We start from the raw sequence: 19,257 nt of genomic DNA on the forward strand, positions 1-19,257 counted from the left end.
CCGGCATGGACAAGACGATCCGGAGCGCGGCCGACGCCGTATCCGATATTGGTGATGGCGCCGTCGTGATGATTGGCGGGTTCGGCGGATCGGGTGCTCCGATCGAGCTCATTCATGCGCTGATCGACAAGGGGCCGAAGAACCTTACCGTCATCAACAACAATGCCGGCAACGGCCAGATCGGTATTGCGGCGATGATCGATGCCGGGATGGTCAGGAAGATGATCTGCTCCTTCCCGCGCTCGTCCGATCCGCGGGCTTTCACCGACAAGTATCTGGCGGGCGAGATCGAGCTCGAGCTGGTGCCGCAGGGCACGCTTGCCGAGCGCATCCGCGCTGGCGGCGCCGGGATCCCGGCCTTCTATACGCCGACGACCTACGGAACCGAGCTTGCCGAGGGCAAGCCGGTCGCCGAGTTCGATGGCAGGCAATATGTGCAGGAGCGCTGGCTGAAGGCCGATTTCGCGATCGTCAAGGCGCAGCTCGGCGATACTCATGGCAACCTCACCTACAACAAGGCTGGCCGCAACTTTAACCCGCTGATGTGCATGGCGGCGGCAAGGACGGTGGCCCAGGTCTCGAAGCTGGTGCCCGCCGGCGGCATCGATCCGGAACAGGTGGTGACGCCCGGCATCTTCGTCGATGGCGTCGTCGAGATCGCCAATCCGCAACAGGAAGAAGAGCTCATTCGAGCCGGGGTGGCCTACGCATGACACTCGATACGCGCGAAGACATCAAGCTTTCCAACGCCCAGATCGCCTGGCGCGCTGCCCAGGACATTACCGACGGTGCCTATGTGAACCTCGGCATCGGCTTCCCCGAAATGGTCGCTCGCTACCAGCCCGAGGGGCGCGAGGCGATCTTTCATACCGAAAACGGCATCCTGAATTTCGGCGAGGCGCCGCCCGCCGGTGAAGAGGATTGGGATCTGATCAACGCCGGCAAGCGGGCAGTGACGCTGAAGCCGGGCGCCGCCTTCTTCCACCATGCCGACAGCTTCGCCATGGTGCGCGGCGGTCATCTGGATATCGCCATCCTCGGCGCCTATCAAGTGTCCGAGAACGGCGATCTTGCCAACTGGCGGGTCGGCTCGAAGGGAGTGCCGGCCGTCGGCGGGGCGATGGACCTTGTCCACGGCGCCAAGCAGGTCTGCGTCATCACCGAGCATGTGACCAAGAACGGCGAGCCGAAGCTGGTGGAAAAATGCACCTTCCCGTTGACCGGCGTCGGCTGCATTACCCGCGTCTATACGAGCCACGCAGTCATCGACATCGTCAAGGGCCGCTTCGTGCTGCGCGAGAAGCTCGCCGCCATGTCGGTCGAGGAACTGCAGGCGATGACCGGCGCAAAACTGCATATCGAAGGTCCGGTTGCCGATCTCGTCGTGCCCGAGCTGTAAGGAGTTCACCGATGGCTGAAGCTTTCATCTGCGATTACATCCGCACGCCAATCGGCCGTTTCGGCGGCTCGCTCTCCTCCGTTCGCGCCGATGATCTCGGCGCCGTGCCGCTGAAGGCGTTGATGGGGCGCAACGCTTCCGTCGATTGGGAGGCGGTCGATGACGTCGTCTTCGGCTGCGCCAACCAGGCAGGCGAGGACAATCGCAACGTCGCCCGCATGTCCCTGCTGCTTGCCGGTCTGCCGCTCGGCGTATCCGGTACCACGATCAACCGCCTCTGCGGTTCCGGCATGGATGCCGTCATCACTGCGGCGCGGGCGATCCGCGCGGGCGAGGCCGAACTGATGATCGCGGGCGGCGTCGAGAGCATGTCGCGCGCGCCTTTCGTCATGCCGAAGGCCGATATGGCCTTTTCGCGCAATGCCGAAATCTACGACACGACGATCGGCTGGCGCTTCGTCAATCCGGTGATGAAGAAGCAATATGGCGTCGATTCCATGCCGGAGACCGGCGAGAATGTCGCCGAGGACTACAAGGTGAGCCGTGAGGATCAGGACGCCTTCGCGGTCCGCTCGCAGGCGAAGGCCGCAGCCTCCCAGGCAAGCGGCCGGCTCGGCAAGGAGATCACTGCCGTTACCATCCCGCAGCGCAAGGGCGATCCCATCGTCGTCGACAAGGACGAGCATCCGCGCGCGACCTCGATGGAAGCGCTCGCCAAGCTTGGCACGCCCTTCAAGAAGGACGGCGGGACGGTCACCGCGGGTAATGCATCGGGCGTGAATGACGGGGCTGCGGGGCTGATCATCGCCTCGGAAGCGGCGGCGAAGAAATACGGCTTGCGGCCGATCGCTCGCATCCTCGGGGGTGCTGCGGCCGGCGTTCCGCCGCGCGTCATGGGCATCGGGCCGGTCCCGGCATCGCGCAGGCTGATGGCGCGCCTCGGCATGAAGCAGGAGCAGTTCGACGTCATCGAGCTCAACGAGGCCTTCGCCTCGCAGGGGCTGGCGGTATTGCGCGAGCTCGGGATTGCCGATGACGACGGCCGTGTGAACCGCAATGGCGGCGCCATCGCGCTCGGCCATCCGCTCGGCATGTCGGGCGCCCGTATCACCGGCACGGCGGCACTCGAACTTGCCGAAACCGGCGGCCGCTATTCCCTCTCGACCATGTGCATAGGCGTAGGCCAGGGGATCGCCGTGGCGCTCGAGCGCCTCTGACCCGATACAAATTCCCGTGTCCGGCATTGCAGTTGGCGGACACGGCCTGCTAAGACTCCCGCATATCATTACCATGCAATTGTTTTAGGGAGGCTTTGCAGCCATGGCTGATCTTGCTCAATCACTCGCGTCCATCAAGTTGCCGGATCTGGCCGGCAAGGCCGTGCTCATCACCGGCGCATCGACCGGCATCGGCGCCGCCCTTGCCCGCGCTTTCGCCGCACAGGGCATGAAAGTCGGCATCCACTACAATGCCAGCCGCGAGCCGGCCGAAAAGCTCGCCGAGGAAATCCGCGCGACCGGCGCCACGGTTCATCTCGTGCATGGCGACGTTTCCAGGGAAGGCGAGACGGAGCGCGTCGTCGAAGAGACGGCCAAGACCTTCGGCCATCTCGACGGCCTGATCAACAATGCCGGCGGCATGCTCGGACGCAAGCCGACCTCGGAATATACCGACGAGCACTACGACAAGGTGATGAACCTCAACGCCCGCTCGGTGCTGGCAGCAGTGCGCGCCGCCCATCCCTGGCTGAAGAAGCAGGGCGGCTTCATCATCAACACCACCTCGATCGCTGCCCGCAACGGCGGCGGCAACGGCGCGATCCTTTACGCGGCATCCAAGGGCTTCGTCTCGACGATCACCCGCGGCCACGCCAAGGAATTCGTACCCGATCGCATCCGCGTCAACGCGGTTGCACCCGGCGTCATCGCCACGCCCTTCCACGAGCGCTATACCAATGACGAGCAGATGGAGCTGCAGCGCAAGTCGATCCCGATGGGCTTCGTCGGCACCTCGGAGGATTGCGTCGGCGCCTATCTCTTCCTGGCCTCGCCGACGCTGTCGGGCTACATCACCGGCCAGATCATCGAGGTCAATGGCGGCCAGCTGATGCCGTAATCGGCACTTCGTCTCACCGATATTTTGCACTGCACAAGGGAACCTTCGGGTTCCCTTGACGTTTCGAGGATTGGGGGAAGGCGATCGCCGTTCCTGTACCTTCGAGACGGACGATCATGTTCAAGCCAAGCCACTCTCATCGCTGTGCCGGGCATTATTGCCGGACGCAGCGCTTTGCTGTGCCTGCAGATTGAACTGCCTGTCCGGCTCGTCTGCTGTCATGGCAGCGAAACCATTTAATGAAGCGATATAAAGGATGGGCGACACAACAATGAGCTACTCGTTCTCGGAACTCGATTTCCTCAAGCCTGAACTTGGCGCGGAATATACAGGCTCCGGGACGCATTTTGCCGTCTATTCCGCCCATGCCGAGCAGATGGAGCTCTGCCTCTTCTCCGCCGATGGCAAGAAGGAGGAGGCGCGCCTGCCGCTGCCGAAGCGTGAGGGTGATATCTGGTCGGGCTATATCGCCGGCGTCGGGCCGGGCACCGTCTATGGCTACCGCGCCCACGGCCCCTATGATCCCCAGAACGGCCATCGCTTCAACCCCAACAAGCTGCTGCTCGATCCCTATGCCAAGCAGGTGGTCGGCGATCTCAAGTGGAACGATGCGCTCTACGGCTACACGATCGGCAAAGACGATCTTTCCTTCGACGAGCGCGACAGCGCCCCCTTCATGGTCAAGGGCGTGGTGCAGGATCCGGATTTCGACTGGGACGGTGATCAGGCGATCCGCCGCCCGTGGACAGAAACGATCGTCTACGAGGCGCATGTTCGCGGCATGACGATGACCCATCCCAAGGTGCCCGACCGGCTGCGCGGCACGTTCCTCGGCATGGCGAGCGATCCGATCATCGAGCACCTGACGAAGCTGGGGGTCTCCGCCATCGAGCTGCTGCCGATCCAGTTCTTCCCGAACGACCGCTATCTCGAAGAGAAGAACCTGACGAATTACTGGGGCTATCAGACGCTCGGCTTCTTCGCCCCGCAGTCTCGCTATCTCTCCAGCGACAAGATCACCGAGATCAAGACGATGGTGCGCAAGTTCCATGCGGCCGGGATCGAAGTGATCATGGACGTGGTCTATAACCATACGGCCGAAGGCAGCGAGCGCGGCCCGACGCTCTCCTTCCGCGGCCTGGATAATGCGAGCTACTACATTCTCTCACCCGACGACGCGCGCCACACCTTCGACACGACGGGCACCGGCAACACGCTGAACATCGCCAATCCGATGGTGATGCGCATGGTACTCGACAGCCTGCGCTATTGGGTGGGCGTCATGCATATCGACGGCTTCCGCTTCGATCTGGCGAGCACGCTCGGCCGCCAGGATCTGGAGTTCGACCGCCAGGGCATCTTCTTCAGCGCCATCCGCCAGGATCCGATCCTTGCCGGCGTCAAGCTGATCGCCGAGCCTTGGGATGTCGGCGAGGGCGGCTATCAGGTCGGCGGCTTCCCGCATCCCTTCCGCGAATGGAACGACAAGTTCCGTGACGATGTCCGCCGCTTCTGGAAGGGCGATGGCGGCCTGGTCTCCAGCCTGTCGCAGCGCATCACCGGCTCTGCCGTCCAGTTCAACCATTCCGACCGCGGCGCGACCTCTTCGGTCAACCTGCTCGCTGCCCATGACGGCTTCACGCTGATGGATACGGTGTCCTTCAACGACAAGCACAACGAGGCGAATGGCGAGGACAATAACGACGGCCATTCGGACAATCATTCGGACAATATGGGCGCTGAGGGCGCCACCGATGATCCGGGGATCAACGACAACCGTGCGCGCCGCCGCCGCAATATGATGGCGACGCTTATGCTGTCGCAGGGCGTGCCGATGATGGTCGCCGGTGACGAGATCGGCAACAGCCAGCATGGCAACAACAATGCCTATTGCCAGGACAACGAGATCGGCTGGATCGACTGGAGCGGGCTCGACGATCCGTTCCTGACCTTCTGCCAGAAGATGATCACACTCCGGAAGGCGCATCCCGAGCTGCATCAGGAGCGATTCCTCACCGGCGAGACCAGCGACGACGGTCGTATCGAGATCGCTTGGTACAAGCACGACGGCACCTTCATGGATGACGGCGCCTGGAACGATGGCGAGCTTCGCGTCCTCGGCGTCTATATCTCCCGCAGCGTCCATACGCCCGACAGCGAGAAGATGGACGGGCTCTTCATGCTCTTCAACGCCGGTGGCGATTGCGAGATCAGCCTGCCTGAGGTGAACGGCATCGATCACTGGCAACGACTGGTCGAAACCGGCGCCGACGATGCCTTCGAGATCATCGATGTCGATAGCCCGATCACGCTCTACCGCGAAAGCGTCGCCGTCTTCGCGCCGAAGGGCGCGACGGAGCCGCCGAAGGAGGCAGACACGGCCGAGCGCCGCCGCTGGTTCAACTTCGGCCGCAAGCCGAAATGACGGGCCACTGATAGCGCGATGAATGCGGACGCGATTGCCGATCTCGGCCTGATCTATGTGAGCGATACCGAACCCGGCATTCGCCGCAGCCGGAAGGGCAAGGGCTTCTGCTATCGGCTGCCTGGCGGCAAACTGGTTGCCGACCCAGAGCTCAAGGACCGGATCGCCGCGCTCGGCCTGCCGCCCGCCTATGACGATGTGTGGATCTGCCTGCAGGAAAACGGTCACCTGCAGGCGACCGGCTACGATGCCCGCGGGCGCAAGCAGTATCGCTACCACAGGGATTGGAACGCCTTCCGCAGCGTCGAGAAGTTCCATCAGCTGATCGAGTTCGGCCAGGCATTGCCAAAAATCCGCCGGCAGGCGCTGAGGGATCTCGACACCGGCGTCGACGATATCAGGGGCATCCTGGCGGCGCTGACGACACTGCTCGACGAGGCGCATCTGCGCGTCGGCAATCAGGCCTATGTCAAGGAAAACGGGACCTATGGCGCCACCACGCTGCTCAAGCGCCATATCAAGCTCAACGACGGCAAGATCGAGCTGAAATTCCGCGCCAAGGGGGGCAAGCGGGTGCAGCGGAGCCTCAAGCATCCTCGCCTGCAGAAGATACTGGAAGAGATCGCCGATCTTCCCGGCCGCCAGCTTTTCGTCTGGAAAGATGAGACGGGATCGCTGAAACCCGTCGAGTCCGGGCGGCTGAACAGCTATCTCGCCGAGATCTCCGGCATTTCCATCTCTGCCAAGACGTTCCGGACATGGGCGGGATCGCTTGCCGGTTTCGGCGTGGCGCGAAGCGCGATCCTGGAGGGGCGACGCCCGACCGTGAAGGAGATGGCGGAGGCTTCGGCCGAGGTGCTGCACAACACGCCGGCGATCTCGCGCTCCAGCTATATTCATCCGCGCGTCATCGCTCTGGCCGATCGCGATCGCGAAATTCCGGAGGATATGCCCGAAGCGGCGGCACCGCTGCGCGGTCTGCGCGCCGAGGAAAATCGGCTGCTGGATTTCCTCATGCGCGAAGCAGGAATGACCGCCTGAGGCATTGCCGGCGAAAAAAGCCCGCGCCGGGTGGACGCGGGCTTCTCAGGTGACAGGAGGTCCACCAAGGGCGGCCCGGTTCTGTCGCCGGCCTTCCTCGATTGCTCCGCTTTGCGAGCCGCGCGCAGCTGGCGCTCTGCAAAGCGCAGGTTGCAGGGGAAGAACAGTTGAAGCCGCCGATCGTTCCGCAATTTCTGGACGGAACAATTTCTCTTACATCACGTTTCAAAGCTTGATCGGGAGCAATTCTGAAAGGGCTTTTCTATGCCGAATGTCCGTAAGGTCTCGGAAAAGAACCAGAAGTTCGATCCGCGTGACCGGCTGATCATTGCGCTCTATGCACAATTGAAGGCTGAACGCGAGACGCGGGAAACGCTCGAATGGGTCATCCGCAACGGCGGGCTGTCCGACGCGGTGCTTGAGGCGATCGCCTCCGACCCTGTCAGGCCGGTGACCAGCGACGAGATCGCTTCCGTCGAGAAGATCATAGCTTTGGACGAGCGCCGCAAGGGCGCTCCACGCGACTACGACTGAAGAGAGGAGAAAAAGATGGTCGACATTACCTATCAGATCGTGCCGCATGATGAAGGCTGGGCCTACAAGCTCGGCGATACGATATCCGAAACCTATGCGACGGCGGAGGAAGCCGCCGATCGCGCCAGGAGCGCCGCATCGCGGCAGAAGATCGGCGATGGCGATGCTTTGCTCGCTTATCCGGCTCCTGATGGCGGTTGGCAGTTCCAGCCCCTTGAAACTGACAGAAGCGGTAGCAGACTCTGATAGGATAACTTTAGCGTAGGAGAGTGACATGGCGGCGCGGGCAAGCTGGAAAGGCCATCTGAAGATTGGCGACCTTGTCTGCGGCGTCGGTCTCTACACCGCCATCTCATCCTCCGAGCGCCTGTCCTTCAACATCATCAACCGAAAGACCGGCCACCGCGTCGAGCGGCAGTTCGTCGATAGCGAAACCGGAAAGCCCGTCGATCGCGAGGATCAGGTGAAGGGCTACCGGATGGACAATGGCGACTATATCGTCATCGAAGGCGACGAGATCGCCAGCGTCATGCCTGACAGCGACAAGGTGATGGGTGTCCAGAGCTTCATTCCCCTGGCGGAGATCGACAAGCTCTATTTCGACCGTCCCTACTATCTCGCCCCCATTGAAGATCACGATGCCGAAGCCCTTGGCCTGATCATGCGCAGCATGCGCGACAACAAGGTCGCGGCACTTGCCCAGGCGGTGCTGTTTCGCCGTAACCGGACATTGCTGATCCGCGCGCAGGACGATCACGTCATCGCCACCATGCTGAATTTCGACTACGAGGTCCGCTCCGCCGAGACCGTCTTCAAGGACATCCCGGACATCAAGTTCGACAAGGAAATGCTGGAGCTCGCCGGCCATATCATCGGCACCAAGAAGGGCAGCTTCAATCCGGCCGAATACGAGGACCGCTACGAGGCGGCGCTGACTGAACTCGTGAAAGCCAAGATCGAGGGTCGCGAGCCGCCGAAGCGCAAGCCGAAGCCGGAGGGCAAGGTCGTCGATCTCATGGAGGCGCTTCGCCAGAGCGCCAAGATCGGCGGCAAATCGGGATCCGGTAAGCCTGCCGCCAGCGCATCCAGCCGCCGCAAGAAGGCGAGCTGACAATGGCGCTCGAAACCTATCAGCAAAAGCGCGACTTCAAGGTCACCCCGGAACCGCGCGGCGCGAAAGGCAAGAGCAAGGGCAACAGCTTCGTCATCCAGAAACATGATGCGACGCGCCTGCACTACGATTTCCGCCTGGAGATGGATGGGGTGTTGAAGAGCTGGGCGGTGACGCGCGGCCCGAGCCTCAATCCTGACGACAAGCGGCTCGCCGTCCATGTAGAGGATCATCCGCTCTCCTACGGTGATTTCGAGGGTGTCATCCCGAAGGGTCAGTATGGCGGTGGCACCGTCATCGTCTGGGACCGGGGCACCTGGGCGCCGCTTGGCGACGCCAAGAAGGCCTACCGAAAGGGCCATATCGAATTCGAGCTTGATGGCGACAAGCTGAAGGGCCGCTGGCATCTGGTACGCATGCACGGCAAGCCCGGCGAGAAGCGCGAGAACTGGTTGCTAATCAAGGGTGAAGACGAGGAGGCGCGCCACGGCCGGCGCGAGGACATCCTGAAGAAACGTCCGGAATCCGCCAAGAGCGGACGGACGATCGAGCAGGTCGCCAAGAACCCTGATGACACCTGGAACTCCAAGCCGAACGGCCGCAAGACCGCTGCGAAACCCGCCGCCAAGGCCAAGGCACAGCCGCAGGTGCATCAGTGGCCGAAGGGGGCGCGCAAGGCCGCGATGCCGGATTTCGTCGAGCCGGTGCTTGCCAAGCTGAAACCGCGCCCGCCTGCCGGAGACGGCTGGATCCACGAGATCAAGTTCGACGGCTACCGCCTACAGATCCGCATCCGCGACGGCAAGGTGACGATGCTGACGCGGACCGGGCTCGACTGGACCGAGAAGTTCGGTGAGGAGATCGACGCCGCCTTCGGCGCGCTGCCTGTCGATAGCGCATTGATCGATGGCGAGCTCGTCGTCGAGCGGGAGAACGGCGCCTCCGATTTCTCAGCGCTGCAGCACGATCTGAGCGAAGGCCGCAGCGACCGCTTCTCCTACTACGCCTTCGACCTCATCTATCTCGACGGCCACGATCTGCAGAATGTCGCGCTCATCGACCGCAAGGCACTGCTGGAAAAGCTGCTGCCCGCCGGCAGCGCAAAACTGCGATACAGCGAGCATTTCAACGAGAATGGCGGCCTCGTTCTCGATCATGCTTCCCGGCTTGGTCTTGAGGGCGTGATCTCCAAGGAGCGCGACAGCCATTACGTGTCGGGCCGCACCGGTGATTGGGTGAAGTCGAAATGCGTTCAACGCAGTGAGTTCGTCATCGGCGGGTACCTCCCCTCGACATCGATGAAAAGCGCGATCGGCTCGCTTGCCATGGGCTACTATGACAAGGGCAAGCTGAAACATGTCGGCCGGGTCGGCACTGGCTATACCGTCAAGCTGTCGCATGATCTCTACCGGCAGCTTTCGAAGCTTGAGCAAACCGAAAGCGCCTTCGACGGCAAGCTGACGGCGGACGAGCGCCGCGGGCTGGTTTTCGTCAAGCCGGAGCTCGTGGCCGAGGTTGAATTCAGCGCCTGGTCGGCGGATGGGAATCTGCGCCACGCCGCCTTCCGCGGCTTGCGCGAGGACAAGGCGGCAAAGGAAGTGGGGCGCGAAATGGGTGCAACTGCTGCAAAAGAGCTGCCGGTATCGGATGTGACGCTGACGCATCCCGATCGCATCTACTGGCCCGACGAAGGTATCACCAAGGCCGGGCTGGCGGATTACTACGCCAATGTCTGGGAACTGATAAAGCCTTTCGTCGTCAATCGGCCGCTATCGCTGCTGCGTCTGCCGGATCGAATATCGGGCAAGCAGTGCTTCTTCCAGAAACATGCCTGGAAGGGCATGAACGCCCACATCGAGGAGATTGCCGATCCCAAGGATCGCGGCGGTGAGAAGCTGTTACGGATCAGGGATTTCGACGGTCTCGTTGCTCTGGTGCAATCGGCCGTGCTGGAAATCCATCCCTGGGGCGCGACGACCGCCAAGTGGGAAAAGCCCGACATGGTGATCATGGATCTCGATCCGGCCGATGATGTGCCCTGGACGGCGGTCATTTCCGCCGCGCATGAGATCAAGGCGATCATGGAAGGCGAGGGGCTTGCGGCCTTCGTCAAGACCTCGGGCGGCAAGGGTCTGCATGTCGTGGCGCCGCTGGCCCCGAAAGCCGGCTGGACCGAGGTGAAAGCCTTCGCCAAATGGATCGCCGACACGATGGAAGGCTCCGACCCCTCCCGCTACATCGCCAAGGCGACGAAAGCGGAGCGCAATGGCAAGATCTTCATCGATTACCTGCGCAACGGCCGCGGCAACACCGCCGTCGCCCCCTATACGGCCCGCGCCCGCAAAGGCGCGCCAGTTTCGATGCCTATCGACTGGAGCGAACTGACAAGCGAAATCGGCCCTGCCTATTTCACCGTCGATAATACGCCTGCCAGGATCAACGCGCTGTCGCGCGATCCCTGGGCGGATTTCTTCGAAGCGGCAAAGCCGCTCGAAAAGAAGAAGCGGTCCTAGGGACCGCTCTTCCACGGATCATGCCGCAATCGCCTTCCGGCGGTCCAGCAATCCCGCGAGACCTGCCGCAACGAGTGCCGATGTCGCCGGGATCAGGATCACGCACAGCAATTCGTGACCGGTCGAGGCCGCATCGAGGAGAAGTCCGGCCATCGAAGCGATCACCGCGCCGCCGCCAACGCTGACGGCAGCTGCCAGCCCTGCGGCGGTTCCTGCCAGATCAGGCTGGACGGCCAATATGCCGGAATTGGCGGCGGGCATGGTCAACCCGTTGCCGATGCCGATGAAGATGCAGGCCGCGAAGAAGGCCGGAGGCGTCGTGATGCCGGCGACCGCAAGAGCCAGACCGCCGAGCAGGCCAGCACATGTCAGCGTGCGTCCCGCGATCAGTACGACGGCGATTGGCATGTGGCTCGCATAACGTCCGGCGAGATAGCTGCCGAGAATGAAGCCGGCGGGCACCATGCCCATGTAGAGACCGAGCTTGGCGCTTGATCCGCCGAGCGCCTCGTTCATGACTAGAGGAGCTCCGGCAAGGAAGACGTAAAGCGTCCCCATTGAGCAAGCCATGCAGGCGGCATAGACGAGGAACCGCGGCGAGCCGAGCAGTAGCCGGTAAGATGCGAAATAGCCGTGCGCAGACGGAGGCTTCACAGCCGCATCACGGATTTCACGCGCGGCAAGCGCCAGCATGATTGCGCCGAGCGCCGCAAACATCACGAAATTTGCCCGCCAGCCGAAGAGTTCGCTGATCGCTCCGCCGATCGTCGGGCCGACCATCGGCGCGACTGCCCAGCCCATGGCGAGATAGCCGAACTTGCTCGCAGCCTTCTGCCCGCCCCAGCTTTCCTTGACGATGACGAGTGCGATGGAAAAGCAGGCGGCTATCGCCGCCTGCAAGGTGCGGAACAGCAGGAAGACATGGACATTGCCCGCTAGCGCGCAACCCGCCGAAGCGAGAATGAAGATCGACAGCGAGACAAAGACCACCGGCCTGCGGCCAAAGCGGTCGGACAGGGCGCCGCCGACGATTTCGGCAAAGGCGGTTAGTGCGGCGTAGGCCGCGACGCTGAGAGCCACGAGCGCGGGATCGGTGCGCAGATCGGTGGCGATCTCGGGAAGAGACGGCGGGATCAGATTGACGGGCAGGACGGAGAGGGCGGTCAGCAGGATAAGCGTGATCAGTCGCGGCGGTTTGGGTTGGCGTGTGCGCGTGAGTTCGGATGCGGAATTTCCGGTCATCGGTCGGTCTCTCGGGTGATGGGAAGAGGGATGTCCGGCAGGCCGCTGCCCGCAATCCGGGCAATAAAAAAGGCCCCGCCGGGAGCCTGCTTACCGCGCATGGGTGCTTTCGCCGGATGGCTACGCCATCCTGCCCATGCGCCCTATCACCACTACGAGAACCGTCGCGATCATAATGCTCTAGAGCTACCGGCAAACTTTGGGCCGGTCAATCGCGTGCGGAAATGAAAAGGGCGGCTTGCGCCGCCCTTCCGAAATCAGGCTGCCTTGGAGACGACGCCATGCGGGTCGAGGACGAATTTCGTCGCCGCACCCTGGTCGAAGCTCTCGTAGCCCTGAGCGGCGTCTTCGAGCGAGATGACCTTGGCGTTGACGATATCGGCGATCGGCAGGCGGTCATGCAAGATCGCCTGCATGAGCTGGCGGTTGTACTTCAGGACCGGCGTCTGGCCTGTATGGAAGGACTGCGCCTTGGCCCAGCCGAGGCCGAAGCGCAGCGACAGGCTGCCCTGCTTGGCGGCGGCGTCCACTGCACCCGGGTCTTCAGTCACGTAGAGGCCGGGAATGCCGATCGAGCCTGCTGCGCGGGTGATCTCCATCATCTGGTTCAGGACGATCGCCGGCTGTTCGCCGCCCGAGTGACCGCGGGCTTCGAAACCGACGGCGTCGATCGCGCTGTCGACTTCATTGGTGCCGACGACCTGGGCGATCATGTCGCCGAGACGGTCGCTCTTCGACAGATCGATCGGCTCGAAGCCGACCTTGGCGGCATGGGCGAGGCGATCCTTGTTGAAGTCGCCGATCATGACGACGGCAGCGCCGAGGATACGGGCCGAAGCTGCGGCGGCAAGACCGACCGGGCCGGCACCGGCGACATAGACCGTCGAGCCGACGCCGACACCGGCGCGGACCGCGCCATGGAAGCCTGTCGGCAGAATGTCGGACAGCATCGTCAGATCGCGGATCTTGGCCATCGCCTTGTCGCGATCCGGGATCTTCAGGAGGTTGAAGTCGGCGTAGGGGATGGTGACGTAGCGTGCCTGTCCGCCGATCCAGCCGCCCATGTCGACATAGCCGTAGGCGCCGCCGGCGCGCGACGGGTTGACCGTCAGGCAGACGCCGGTGTCCTGCGATTTGCAGCAGCGGCAGCGGCCGCAGGCGACGTTGAACGGAACGGATACGATATCGCCGATCTCGAGCATCTCGACATCGACGCCCTTTTCGATGACTTCGCCGGTGATTTCATGGCCGAGAACCAGGCCCGGCATAGCGGTCGTGCGGCCGCGGACCATGTGCTGGTCGGAGCCGCAGATATTGGTCGAGATAACCTTCAGGATGACGCCATGCTCGATGCGGCGGCCATCCGGCGCTTCCAGCTTCGGATCGTCGATGTCGCGGACTTCCACCTTGCCGGGCCGCAGATAGACCACGCCTCTGTTCTTGCTCATTTTCGTCTCCTCCGTTGAAAATGTCGCCATCCCGCGCGGCTCCTCCCGCTGCGGGCTGTGCTCACAGATTAGAGGATATGGAAACAGGCACCGTTCCGAATGCGACGGTTTGGGTCCGGAATTGGCCGCTCAATGACGCTTCGGCTGGCCGCTTTCCTTCGCCAGGCTCTTCTTCAGCGCATCCATGATGTTGACGACATTGCCTGTCGATTTGACCGGCGGCGCCTTCTTGACCGGCGTCATCTTCTTCATGGTCTTCAGCTTGGCGCGGATGATACTTTGCAGCCGCTTCTGTACCGGATCCTGCATCATCGCCGGGCTCCAGTCCTGCGTCTGCTCCTTCACCAGTTTCTTCATCATCGCCAGCACCTTGGCATCCGGCTTGGCGTCGATATCGACGGTGCCGGCAGGTTCGCGCAGCTCATCGCCATAATGCAGCGTCCAAAGCACGATGCCCTTGCCCTGCGGCTCCAGAAGCACGGCGCGTTCGCGCCGGTAGAGCACCAGCCGGGCGATGCCGACCACGTCGTTTGCGGCCATCGCCTCGCGGATGACGCAGAAGGCCTCGGTCCCGACCTTGTCTTCGGGCGCCAGGAAATGCGGCTTGTCGTACCAGATCCAGTCGATCGAGCCGCGCGGCACGAAGCTGTCGATATCGATCGTCCGCGTGCTCTCGAGACCGACCTCGTCGAGTTCGGCATCCTCGAGCAGCACATAGTCGTCCTCGCCACGCGGATAGCCCTTCACCTGCTCCTTGGCCGCAACCGGCCGATGGGTGACGCTGTCGACATAGCGGCTTTCGACGCGGTTCTTGGTGTTGCGGTTCAGGACATTGAAGCGCACCTTATTGCTGTCCGTCGTCGCAGGGGTCAGCGATACCTGTGCCGTCACCAGCGAGAGCTTCAGGTAGCCTTTCCAGAATGTCTGCCGGGGCATGGCTCGTTTCCTCACGCAGCCTGATCGAGTTCGGGATAATGACGGAAGATGCCGTTGATGTTGAAGGCGAGGCGGCGATCCGATTTCAGGTAGGCGGCAATATTCGGCCGCTGTTCGACCATGTCATGCAGCGCCTGCAACAACGGATATTGCTTCTCGGAGCCCTTCATCGCCTTCGGGAAGGCGTAGCGCAGCCCCTTGAGCACCTGAAACAGAGACAGGTCCACATAGGTCAGTTTGTCGCCCGAGATATGCGCTGTTCCCTTCGGATTGTTGGCGATGACGCGCTCGAAATAACCGAGGAACTTCGGGATGCGTTCCTTGATGAATTCAGCCGAGCAGGCCTTCGCCTCTTCCTTCTGGTCCTCATAGTAGAGCGAGGTCGCGATCGGGTGGTGCGTGTCGTGCACCTCGGCGACGAAGTCGGTGATCGTCAGCTGCAGGCCGTTGAGCACATAACGCGCCGTATCGTGCTTCGGCGCCAGGTCGAGCTTCGCTCCGAGATAGAAGAGGATATTGGCGACATGCGAGACGATCAGATCGCCATCCTTCAGGAAGGGTGGCGCGAAGGGGATGTCGGTGCTTGCGCTATCTTCCATGATCTTCATCATCGCACCGGTGCCGCGATCGCTGCCAGATTCGCGTGTCACGTCGATATAGCTGACGCCAGCTTCCTCGAGCGCCAGGCGCACGAACTCGCCGCGCCCCTGTATTCCATCCCAATAGTAGAGCTCGTATGCCATGCAATTCCCCGGCTAGCGTCATCCTGTTCCACCCCTTGAAATGTGGCGGCTTGCCTATCCGTCAACGGGCGCGGCTCGTGCGTCAATGATGAGCGTGCTGCTCATTGCGCTTGCGGGTCGCTGCAGCCTTATTGGCAGACGCCGAACGCTCTGCCGCCGGGCGGGATGCCGATGCCTTGCCGCCAATCCGGCCACCCTTCTCGGAGGAGACGTGGGTATCCTTCTTGCCGCGTCCGGAGCCGGATTTGTTACCGCCACCTTCTTCCTTGTTGACGGTGGCCCAGGCTCGGCGTTCGGCTTCCTTGTGGGAGACGCCGCGGTCTTCGTAGCCTTCTTCGATGTGTTCTGCCTTGCGCTTCTGCCTGTCGGAATAGGCGGATTTATCGCCTCTGGGCATGGCTGCCTCCTCTTTGTGCAAAGAGATTCCAACCGTTCGGAACCTGAAAGGTTCCGCTCTTTTTGCGCTGCAGAACGATTCTTACGTAAACGGAACAAAAGCCGCGTTAACCCTGTTTCCGGGGGCAAGTCCTGCAAACCTGATGACCAAACAGGAAGGAGCAGAGAGATGGATAACCACATCAGCGAAGCCGATGGAAACGGCAAGATCGATCTGAATGGCCAGCTGTCGCCTGTTGCCTACAGCCTCAAGGTAAGGAAGGGCACAGGCCGGTCCTTTGAGATCAGCGTACGGCTGCTCGCGCCACGCGACTGGTTGCTGCAGCGTGGCTTCGGCAGCGATGCCGTCCTGATCAGCGCCAGCGGTGCGCGCATTCCCGTCTATCATCCGGGCGGAGAGTTGGGCAGCGGCGATGCGCTATCCGTGGAGCTCGTCGCCCGCGACGACAGCTGCACCAGCACGGACGATATCGTCCGCAAATATCCGGAGTTCAACAGCGGCAGCCATAAGCTCGATGGTTTCTGAAGTCTCAGGCAATCGGGCGCTGCAACGCGGCGGTCTTGATGGCCTTGTCGAGAGCGGTGCTGCTGAACGGCTTGGTCAAAAGCACCGAGCCGGTAAAGCGGGCCGCTTCCGGCAGGCTGCTGTTGCCGGTCGCAAAGACGATCCCGACCGAGGGGAAGGCCGCCCGCGCCTTGGCCGCGAAGGCCGGGCCGGACATACCGGGCAAGCCGACGTCGGCGACGATGATATCGATCGCCGCGGCCGCGAGGATTTCCACGCCGCGCTCGCCGCTTTCCGCCTCGATCACCTCATAGCCGAGGTCCTGCAGGATCTCGGCGGTATCCATGCGGATGAAGGCGTCGTCCTCGACCAGGAGCAGCTTCAGCTTTTCCTGAATGATCTCGCGCGGCGGCGTACCGGGAGCGGCGGCGGCCGCTGCATGCCCCTGCCGGCGCTGCGCCTGATTGGCAAGCACATGGCGGATCTTCCGGGCGAGCGCTTCGCGCGTATAGGGTTTGGAGAGCAATTCGAGGCCCGGATCCAGCCGTCCGCCGTGGACGATCGAGTTCTCGGTATATCCTGACGTATAGAGCACGCCGATATGCGGCAGCCGCTCGCGCGCCATGCGGGCAAGCTCCGGGCTCTTCAGCGTGCCGGGCATGACGACGTCGGTGAACAGCAGATCGATGTGGACGCCGCTTTCGATGACGGTGAGCGCGCTCTGCGCATCGCGCGACTTCAGAACGTAATAGCCGAGATCGGTCAGCATCTCGACGACGGTGGCGCGCACGCCCTCATCGTCCTCGGCGACCAGGATGGTTTCGGTGCCGCCGACGGCCGGAACCGTCTCGATGCTAGCGATCCGGTCCTCGCTCTGGAAGGAGCGCGGCAAATAGAGCTTGATCGTCGTGCCCTCTCCGACCTCGCTGTAGATCTTCACATGGCCGCCCGATTGCTTGACGAAGCCATAGACCATCGAGAGCCCGAGGCCGGTACCCTTGCCCTCCGGCTTGGTGGAGAAGAACGGCTCGAAAGCCTGCTCGATGACATCGGCAGTCATTCCCGAACCGGTATCGGTGACCGCGAGCACGACATATTGCCCAGGCACGACCTCGGGATGGGTGCGGCTATAGGAATCGTCGAGGAAGGCATTGCCGACTTCGATCGTCAGCTTGCCGGAACCGTCCATCGCATCTCGGGCGTTGATCGCAAGGTTCAGCAGCGCATTCTCGATCTGGATCGGATCGGCAAACGTATTCCAGAGCCCGCCGGAGACGACGGTCTCGACCTCGATTTCTTCGCCGAGCGCGCGTCGCAGCATATCGTCCATGCCGGCGACGAAGCGGCCGACATTGATGACTTTCGGCTCCAGCGGCTGGCGGCGGCCGAAGGCGAGGAGCTGGCTCGCCAGCCGTGATCCGCGATCGACAGCGGTCAGCGCATTGGAGATACGCTCCTTGGCGCGGGTATTGCTGGAGACATCCTTGCCGAGCAGCTGCAGATTGCCTGAGATGACCTGCAGCAGATTGTTGAAGTCGTGCGCCACGCCGCCGGTGAGCTTGCCGATCGATTCCATCTTCTGCGCCTGCTGCAGGGCGGCTTCGGCCTGCTGGCGCTCGGCGATCTCGGCAGCGACGCGCACCTCGAGCGTCTCGTTGAGGCGGCGCAGCTGCTCCTCGACATTGCGGCGCTGGTTGATCTCCATCTCCTGAGCGCGAACGAGCCGCGCATTGTCGATGGCAACAGCTGCCTGACCGGCGAGGCTAACGAGACTTGCCTCGGCCGCATCGTTGAACCGTCCGGGCTGGGCGTGACCGAAAAACAGGCCGCCGATCACGCTTCCGTCACGGGATTTGACCGGCACGGCGAGATAGCTGCGCACCGGCAGATGCCCCTTCGGCATTCCCTGATGCGGCGCGTTCTTGCCGTAGCGCGGATCTTGCAGGATATCGTCGGAGCGCACCACGCCCTCGCCGCTGAACGTCGGCGCGAAGACCTTGGTGTTGCGCGGCATCGGAAAGCGCTCGAAATTCTTCCGGTCGACCCCCGACAGCGCGTAGAGCATGTAGCTGCCGCCTTCGCCGTCATCGACATTGTAGAAGAAAGCGCCGAATTCCGCGCCGGTCAGCGCCACGCCGGCATCGACGGCAGTCTGCGTCAGCCGCTCGACATTGAGCTCGGCAGTGATCGCCGCACCGGCGGCGTTGACGATCGACAGCGCGTCGGACTTGATCCGCAACTCGTCGAGCGCGCGCCGCTCGCGCCGCTTGGCCATCACCTGCGCCGAGACTTCCATGGTGGCGCAGAGAATACCGGCTATCGAGCCGGTTTCATCGCGCAGTGGCGTGTAGGAGAAGGTGAACCAGGTATCGGCAACCTTGCCGGCGCGCCGCATCGGGACCAGCAGTTCCTCGAAAAGCTGTGCCTGGCCGCTCAGCGTCGCCTTCACGATCGGTTCGAACTGCTGCCAGATATCGCTCCAGACCTCACGGAACGGACGGCCGAGCGCCTGCGGGTGGCGCTCCGCGAAAACGGGCACATAGGCATCGTTATAGATGAAGGCGAGGTCTGGACCCCAGGCGACAAACTTCGCATGGCGGGAGTTCAGCATCGCATCGGCGTAATAGCGCAGCGAGGCAGGCCATTGATCGACAGGCCCTATGCCCGAGGCGTGGAATGCTGGATCCCGGAGCATCTTGCCGATTTCGCCGCCACCTTTCGGCCAATCGCCTTCAGTCTGCCCCGTCATTCATTTCACTTCCGTGCCAAGCCGCGAAGACGCGGCGCGATGCTGCCCAATTGCAGCTAAAATAGAGGGTCGCACGTATAGGGAAAGGGCTTGCGGAAAA

17 protein-coding genes are annotated in these 19,257 nt (G+C 62.5%); 11 read left to right on the plus strand and 6 right to left on the minus strand.

The annotated features are described in order from the left end of the window. Nucleotides 1–5: 5 nt before the first annotated feature. From ACODR6_RS20085 to ligD, 10 genes are all read left to right on the plus strand, one after another. Complete coding sequence (locus ACODR6_RS20085) at nucleotides 6–713, plus strand: 3-oxoacid CoA-transferase subunit A (protein WP_489023951.1); 708 nt, start codon at nucleotides 6–8, stop codon at nucleotides 711–713. Further along, nucleotides 710–1,399: a CoA transferase subunit B gene (locus ACODR6_RS20090; RefSeq protein ID WP_413711591.1), complete on the plus strand. Its 690-nt coding sequence runs from the start codon at nucleotides 710–712 to the stop codon at nucleotides 1,397–1,399. The genes ACODR6_RS20085 and ACODR6_RS20090 overlap by 4 nt, the downstream gene beginning before the upstream one ends. An 11-nt stretch (nucleotides 1,400–1,410) precedes the next feature. After that, a complete protein-coding gene (pcaF, locus tag ACODR6_RS20095) occupies nucleotides 1,411–2,616 on the plus strand; it encodes a 3-oxoadipyl-CoA thiolase (RefSeq protein ID WP_489023953.1) in 1,206 nt (401 codons plus the stop codon). A 103-nt stretch (nucleotides 2,617–2,719) separates the two neighbouring features. Further along, entirely contained in the window at nucleotides 2,720–3,514 is a 795-nt protein-coding gene (locus ACODR6_RS20100) for an SDR family NAD(P)-dependent oxidoreductase (RefSeq protein WP_130283593.1), read from the plus strand. A 271-nt stretch (nucleotides 3,515–3,785) separates the two neighbouring features. Next, complete coding sequence (gene glgX, locus ACODR6_RS20105; protein WP_489024210.1) at nucleotides 3,786–5,939, plus strand: glycogen debranching protein GlgX; 2,154 nt, start codon at nucleotides 3,786–3,788, stop codon at nucleotides 5,937–5,939. Nucleotides 5,940–5,957: 18 nt separating this feature from the next. Further along, entirely contained in the window at nucleotides 5,958–6,980 is a 1,023-nt protein-coding gene (locus tag ACODR6_RS20110; RefSeq protein ID WP_489023955.1) for a DNA topoisomerase IB, read from the plus strand. Nucleotides 6,981–7,244: 264 nt separating this feature from the next. Beyond that, nucleotides 7,245–7,514 (plus strand): hypothetical protein, encoded by a 270-nt coding sequence (locus tag ACODR6_RS20115; RefSeq protein ID WP_112712251.1) that lies wholly within the window; start codon nucleotides 7,245–7,247, stop codon nucleotides 7,512–7,514. A gap of 15 nt (nucleotides 7,515–7,529) precedes the next feature. Continuing rightward, complete coding sequence (locus ACODR6_RS20120) at nucleotides 7,530–7,760, plus strand: DUF2188 domain-containing protein (RefSeq protein WP_112712249.1); 231 nt, start codon at nucleotides 7,530–7,532, stop codon at nucleotides 7,758–7,760. A 28-nt stretch (nucleotides 7,761–7,788) separates the two neighbouring features. Continuing rightward, nucleotides 7,789–8,625 carry a non-homologous end joining protein Ku gene (gene ku / locus ACODR6_RS20125; RefSeq protein ID WP_489023958.1) on the plus strand — a complete coding sequence of 279 codons (837 nt, stop codon included), beginning with the start codon at nucleotides 7,789–7,791 and terminating at the stop codon, nucleotides 8,623–8,625. 2 nt (nucleotides 8,626–8,627) lie between these two features. Continuing rightward, on the plus strand, nucleotides 8,628–11,138 hold the full coding sequence (ligD, locus tag ACODR6_RS20130) for a DNA ligase D (RefSeq protein ID WP_489023959.1): 2,511 nt from the start codon (nucleotides 8,628–8,630) through the stop codon (nucleotides 11,136–11,138). Between the two features lie 18 nt (nucleotides 11,139–11,156). On the opposite strand, the gene ACODR6_RS20135 is transcribed toward ligD, so the two are convergent. The 5 genes from ACODR6_RS20135 to ACODR6_RS20155 form a co-directional block, all read right to left on the minus strand. After that, on the minus strand, nucleotides 11,157–12,380 hold the full coding sequence (locus ACODR6_RS20135; protein ID WP_489023961.1) for an MFS transporter: 1,224 nt from the start codon (nucleotides 12,378–12,380) through the stop codon (nucleotides 11,157–11,159). Nucleotides 12,381–12,637: 257 nt separating this feature from the next. After that, a complete protein-coding gene (gene fdhA, locus ACODR6_RS20140; protein WP_130283607.1) occupies nucleotides 12,638–13,828 on the minus strand; it encodes a formaldehyde dehydrogenase, glutathione-independent in 1,191 nt (396 codons plus the stop codon). Nucleotides 13,829–13,957: 129 nt separating this feature from the next. Beyond that, nucleotides 13,958–14,764 (minus strand): non-homologous end joining protein Ku, encoded by an 807-nt coding sequence (gene ku, locus ACODR6_RS20145; RefSeq protein ID WP_489023963.1) that lies wholly within the window; start codon nucleotides 14,762–14,764, stop codon nucleotides 13,958–13,960. A gap of 11 nt (nucleotides 14,765–14,775) precedes the next feature. Next, nucleotides 14,776–15,507 (minus strand): glutathione S-transferase, encoded by a 732-nt coding sequence (locus ACODR6_RS20150; RefSeq protein ID WP_489023966.1) that lies wholly within the window; start codon nucleotides 15,505–15,507, stop codon nucleotides 14,776–14,778. An 82-nt stretch (nucleotides 15,508–15,589) separates the two neighbouring features. Next, nucleotides 15,590–15,904, minus strand: coding sequence for a plasmid stabilization protein (locus ACODR6_RS20155; protein ID WP_148194660.1), 315 nt, complete (start codon nucleotides 15,902–15,904; stop codon nucleotides 15,590–15,592). A 168-nt stretch (nucleotides 15,905–16,072) separates the two neighbouring features. On the opposite strand from ACODR6_RS20155, the gene ACODR6_RS20160 reads away from it, so the two are divergent. Next, the gene (locus ACODR6_RS20160) at nucleotides 16,073–16,429 is read left to right on the plus strand and encodes a hypothetical protein (RefSeq protein ID WP_112712231.1); all 357 of its coding nucleotides are present in this window, start codon (nucleotides 16,073–16,075) and stop codon (nucleotides 16,427–16,429) included. Nucleotides 16,430–16,433: 4 nt separating this feature from the next. Here ACODR6_RS20160 and ACODR6_RS20165 read toward each other — a convergent pair whose 3' ends face one another. Next, nucleotides 16,434–19,157, minus strand: coding sequence for a hybrid sensor histidine kinase/response regulator (locus ACODR6_RS20165; RefSeq protein ID WP_489023967.1), 2,724 nt, complete (start codon nucleotides 19,155–19,157; stop codon nucleotides 16,434–16,436). Nucleotides 19,158–19,257: the final 100 nt, after the last annotated feature.

The sequence above is a fragment of the Rhizobium sp. FG96 genome, assembly GCF_057808655.1.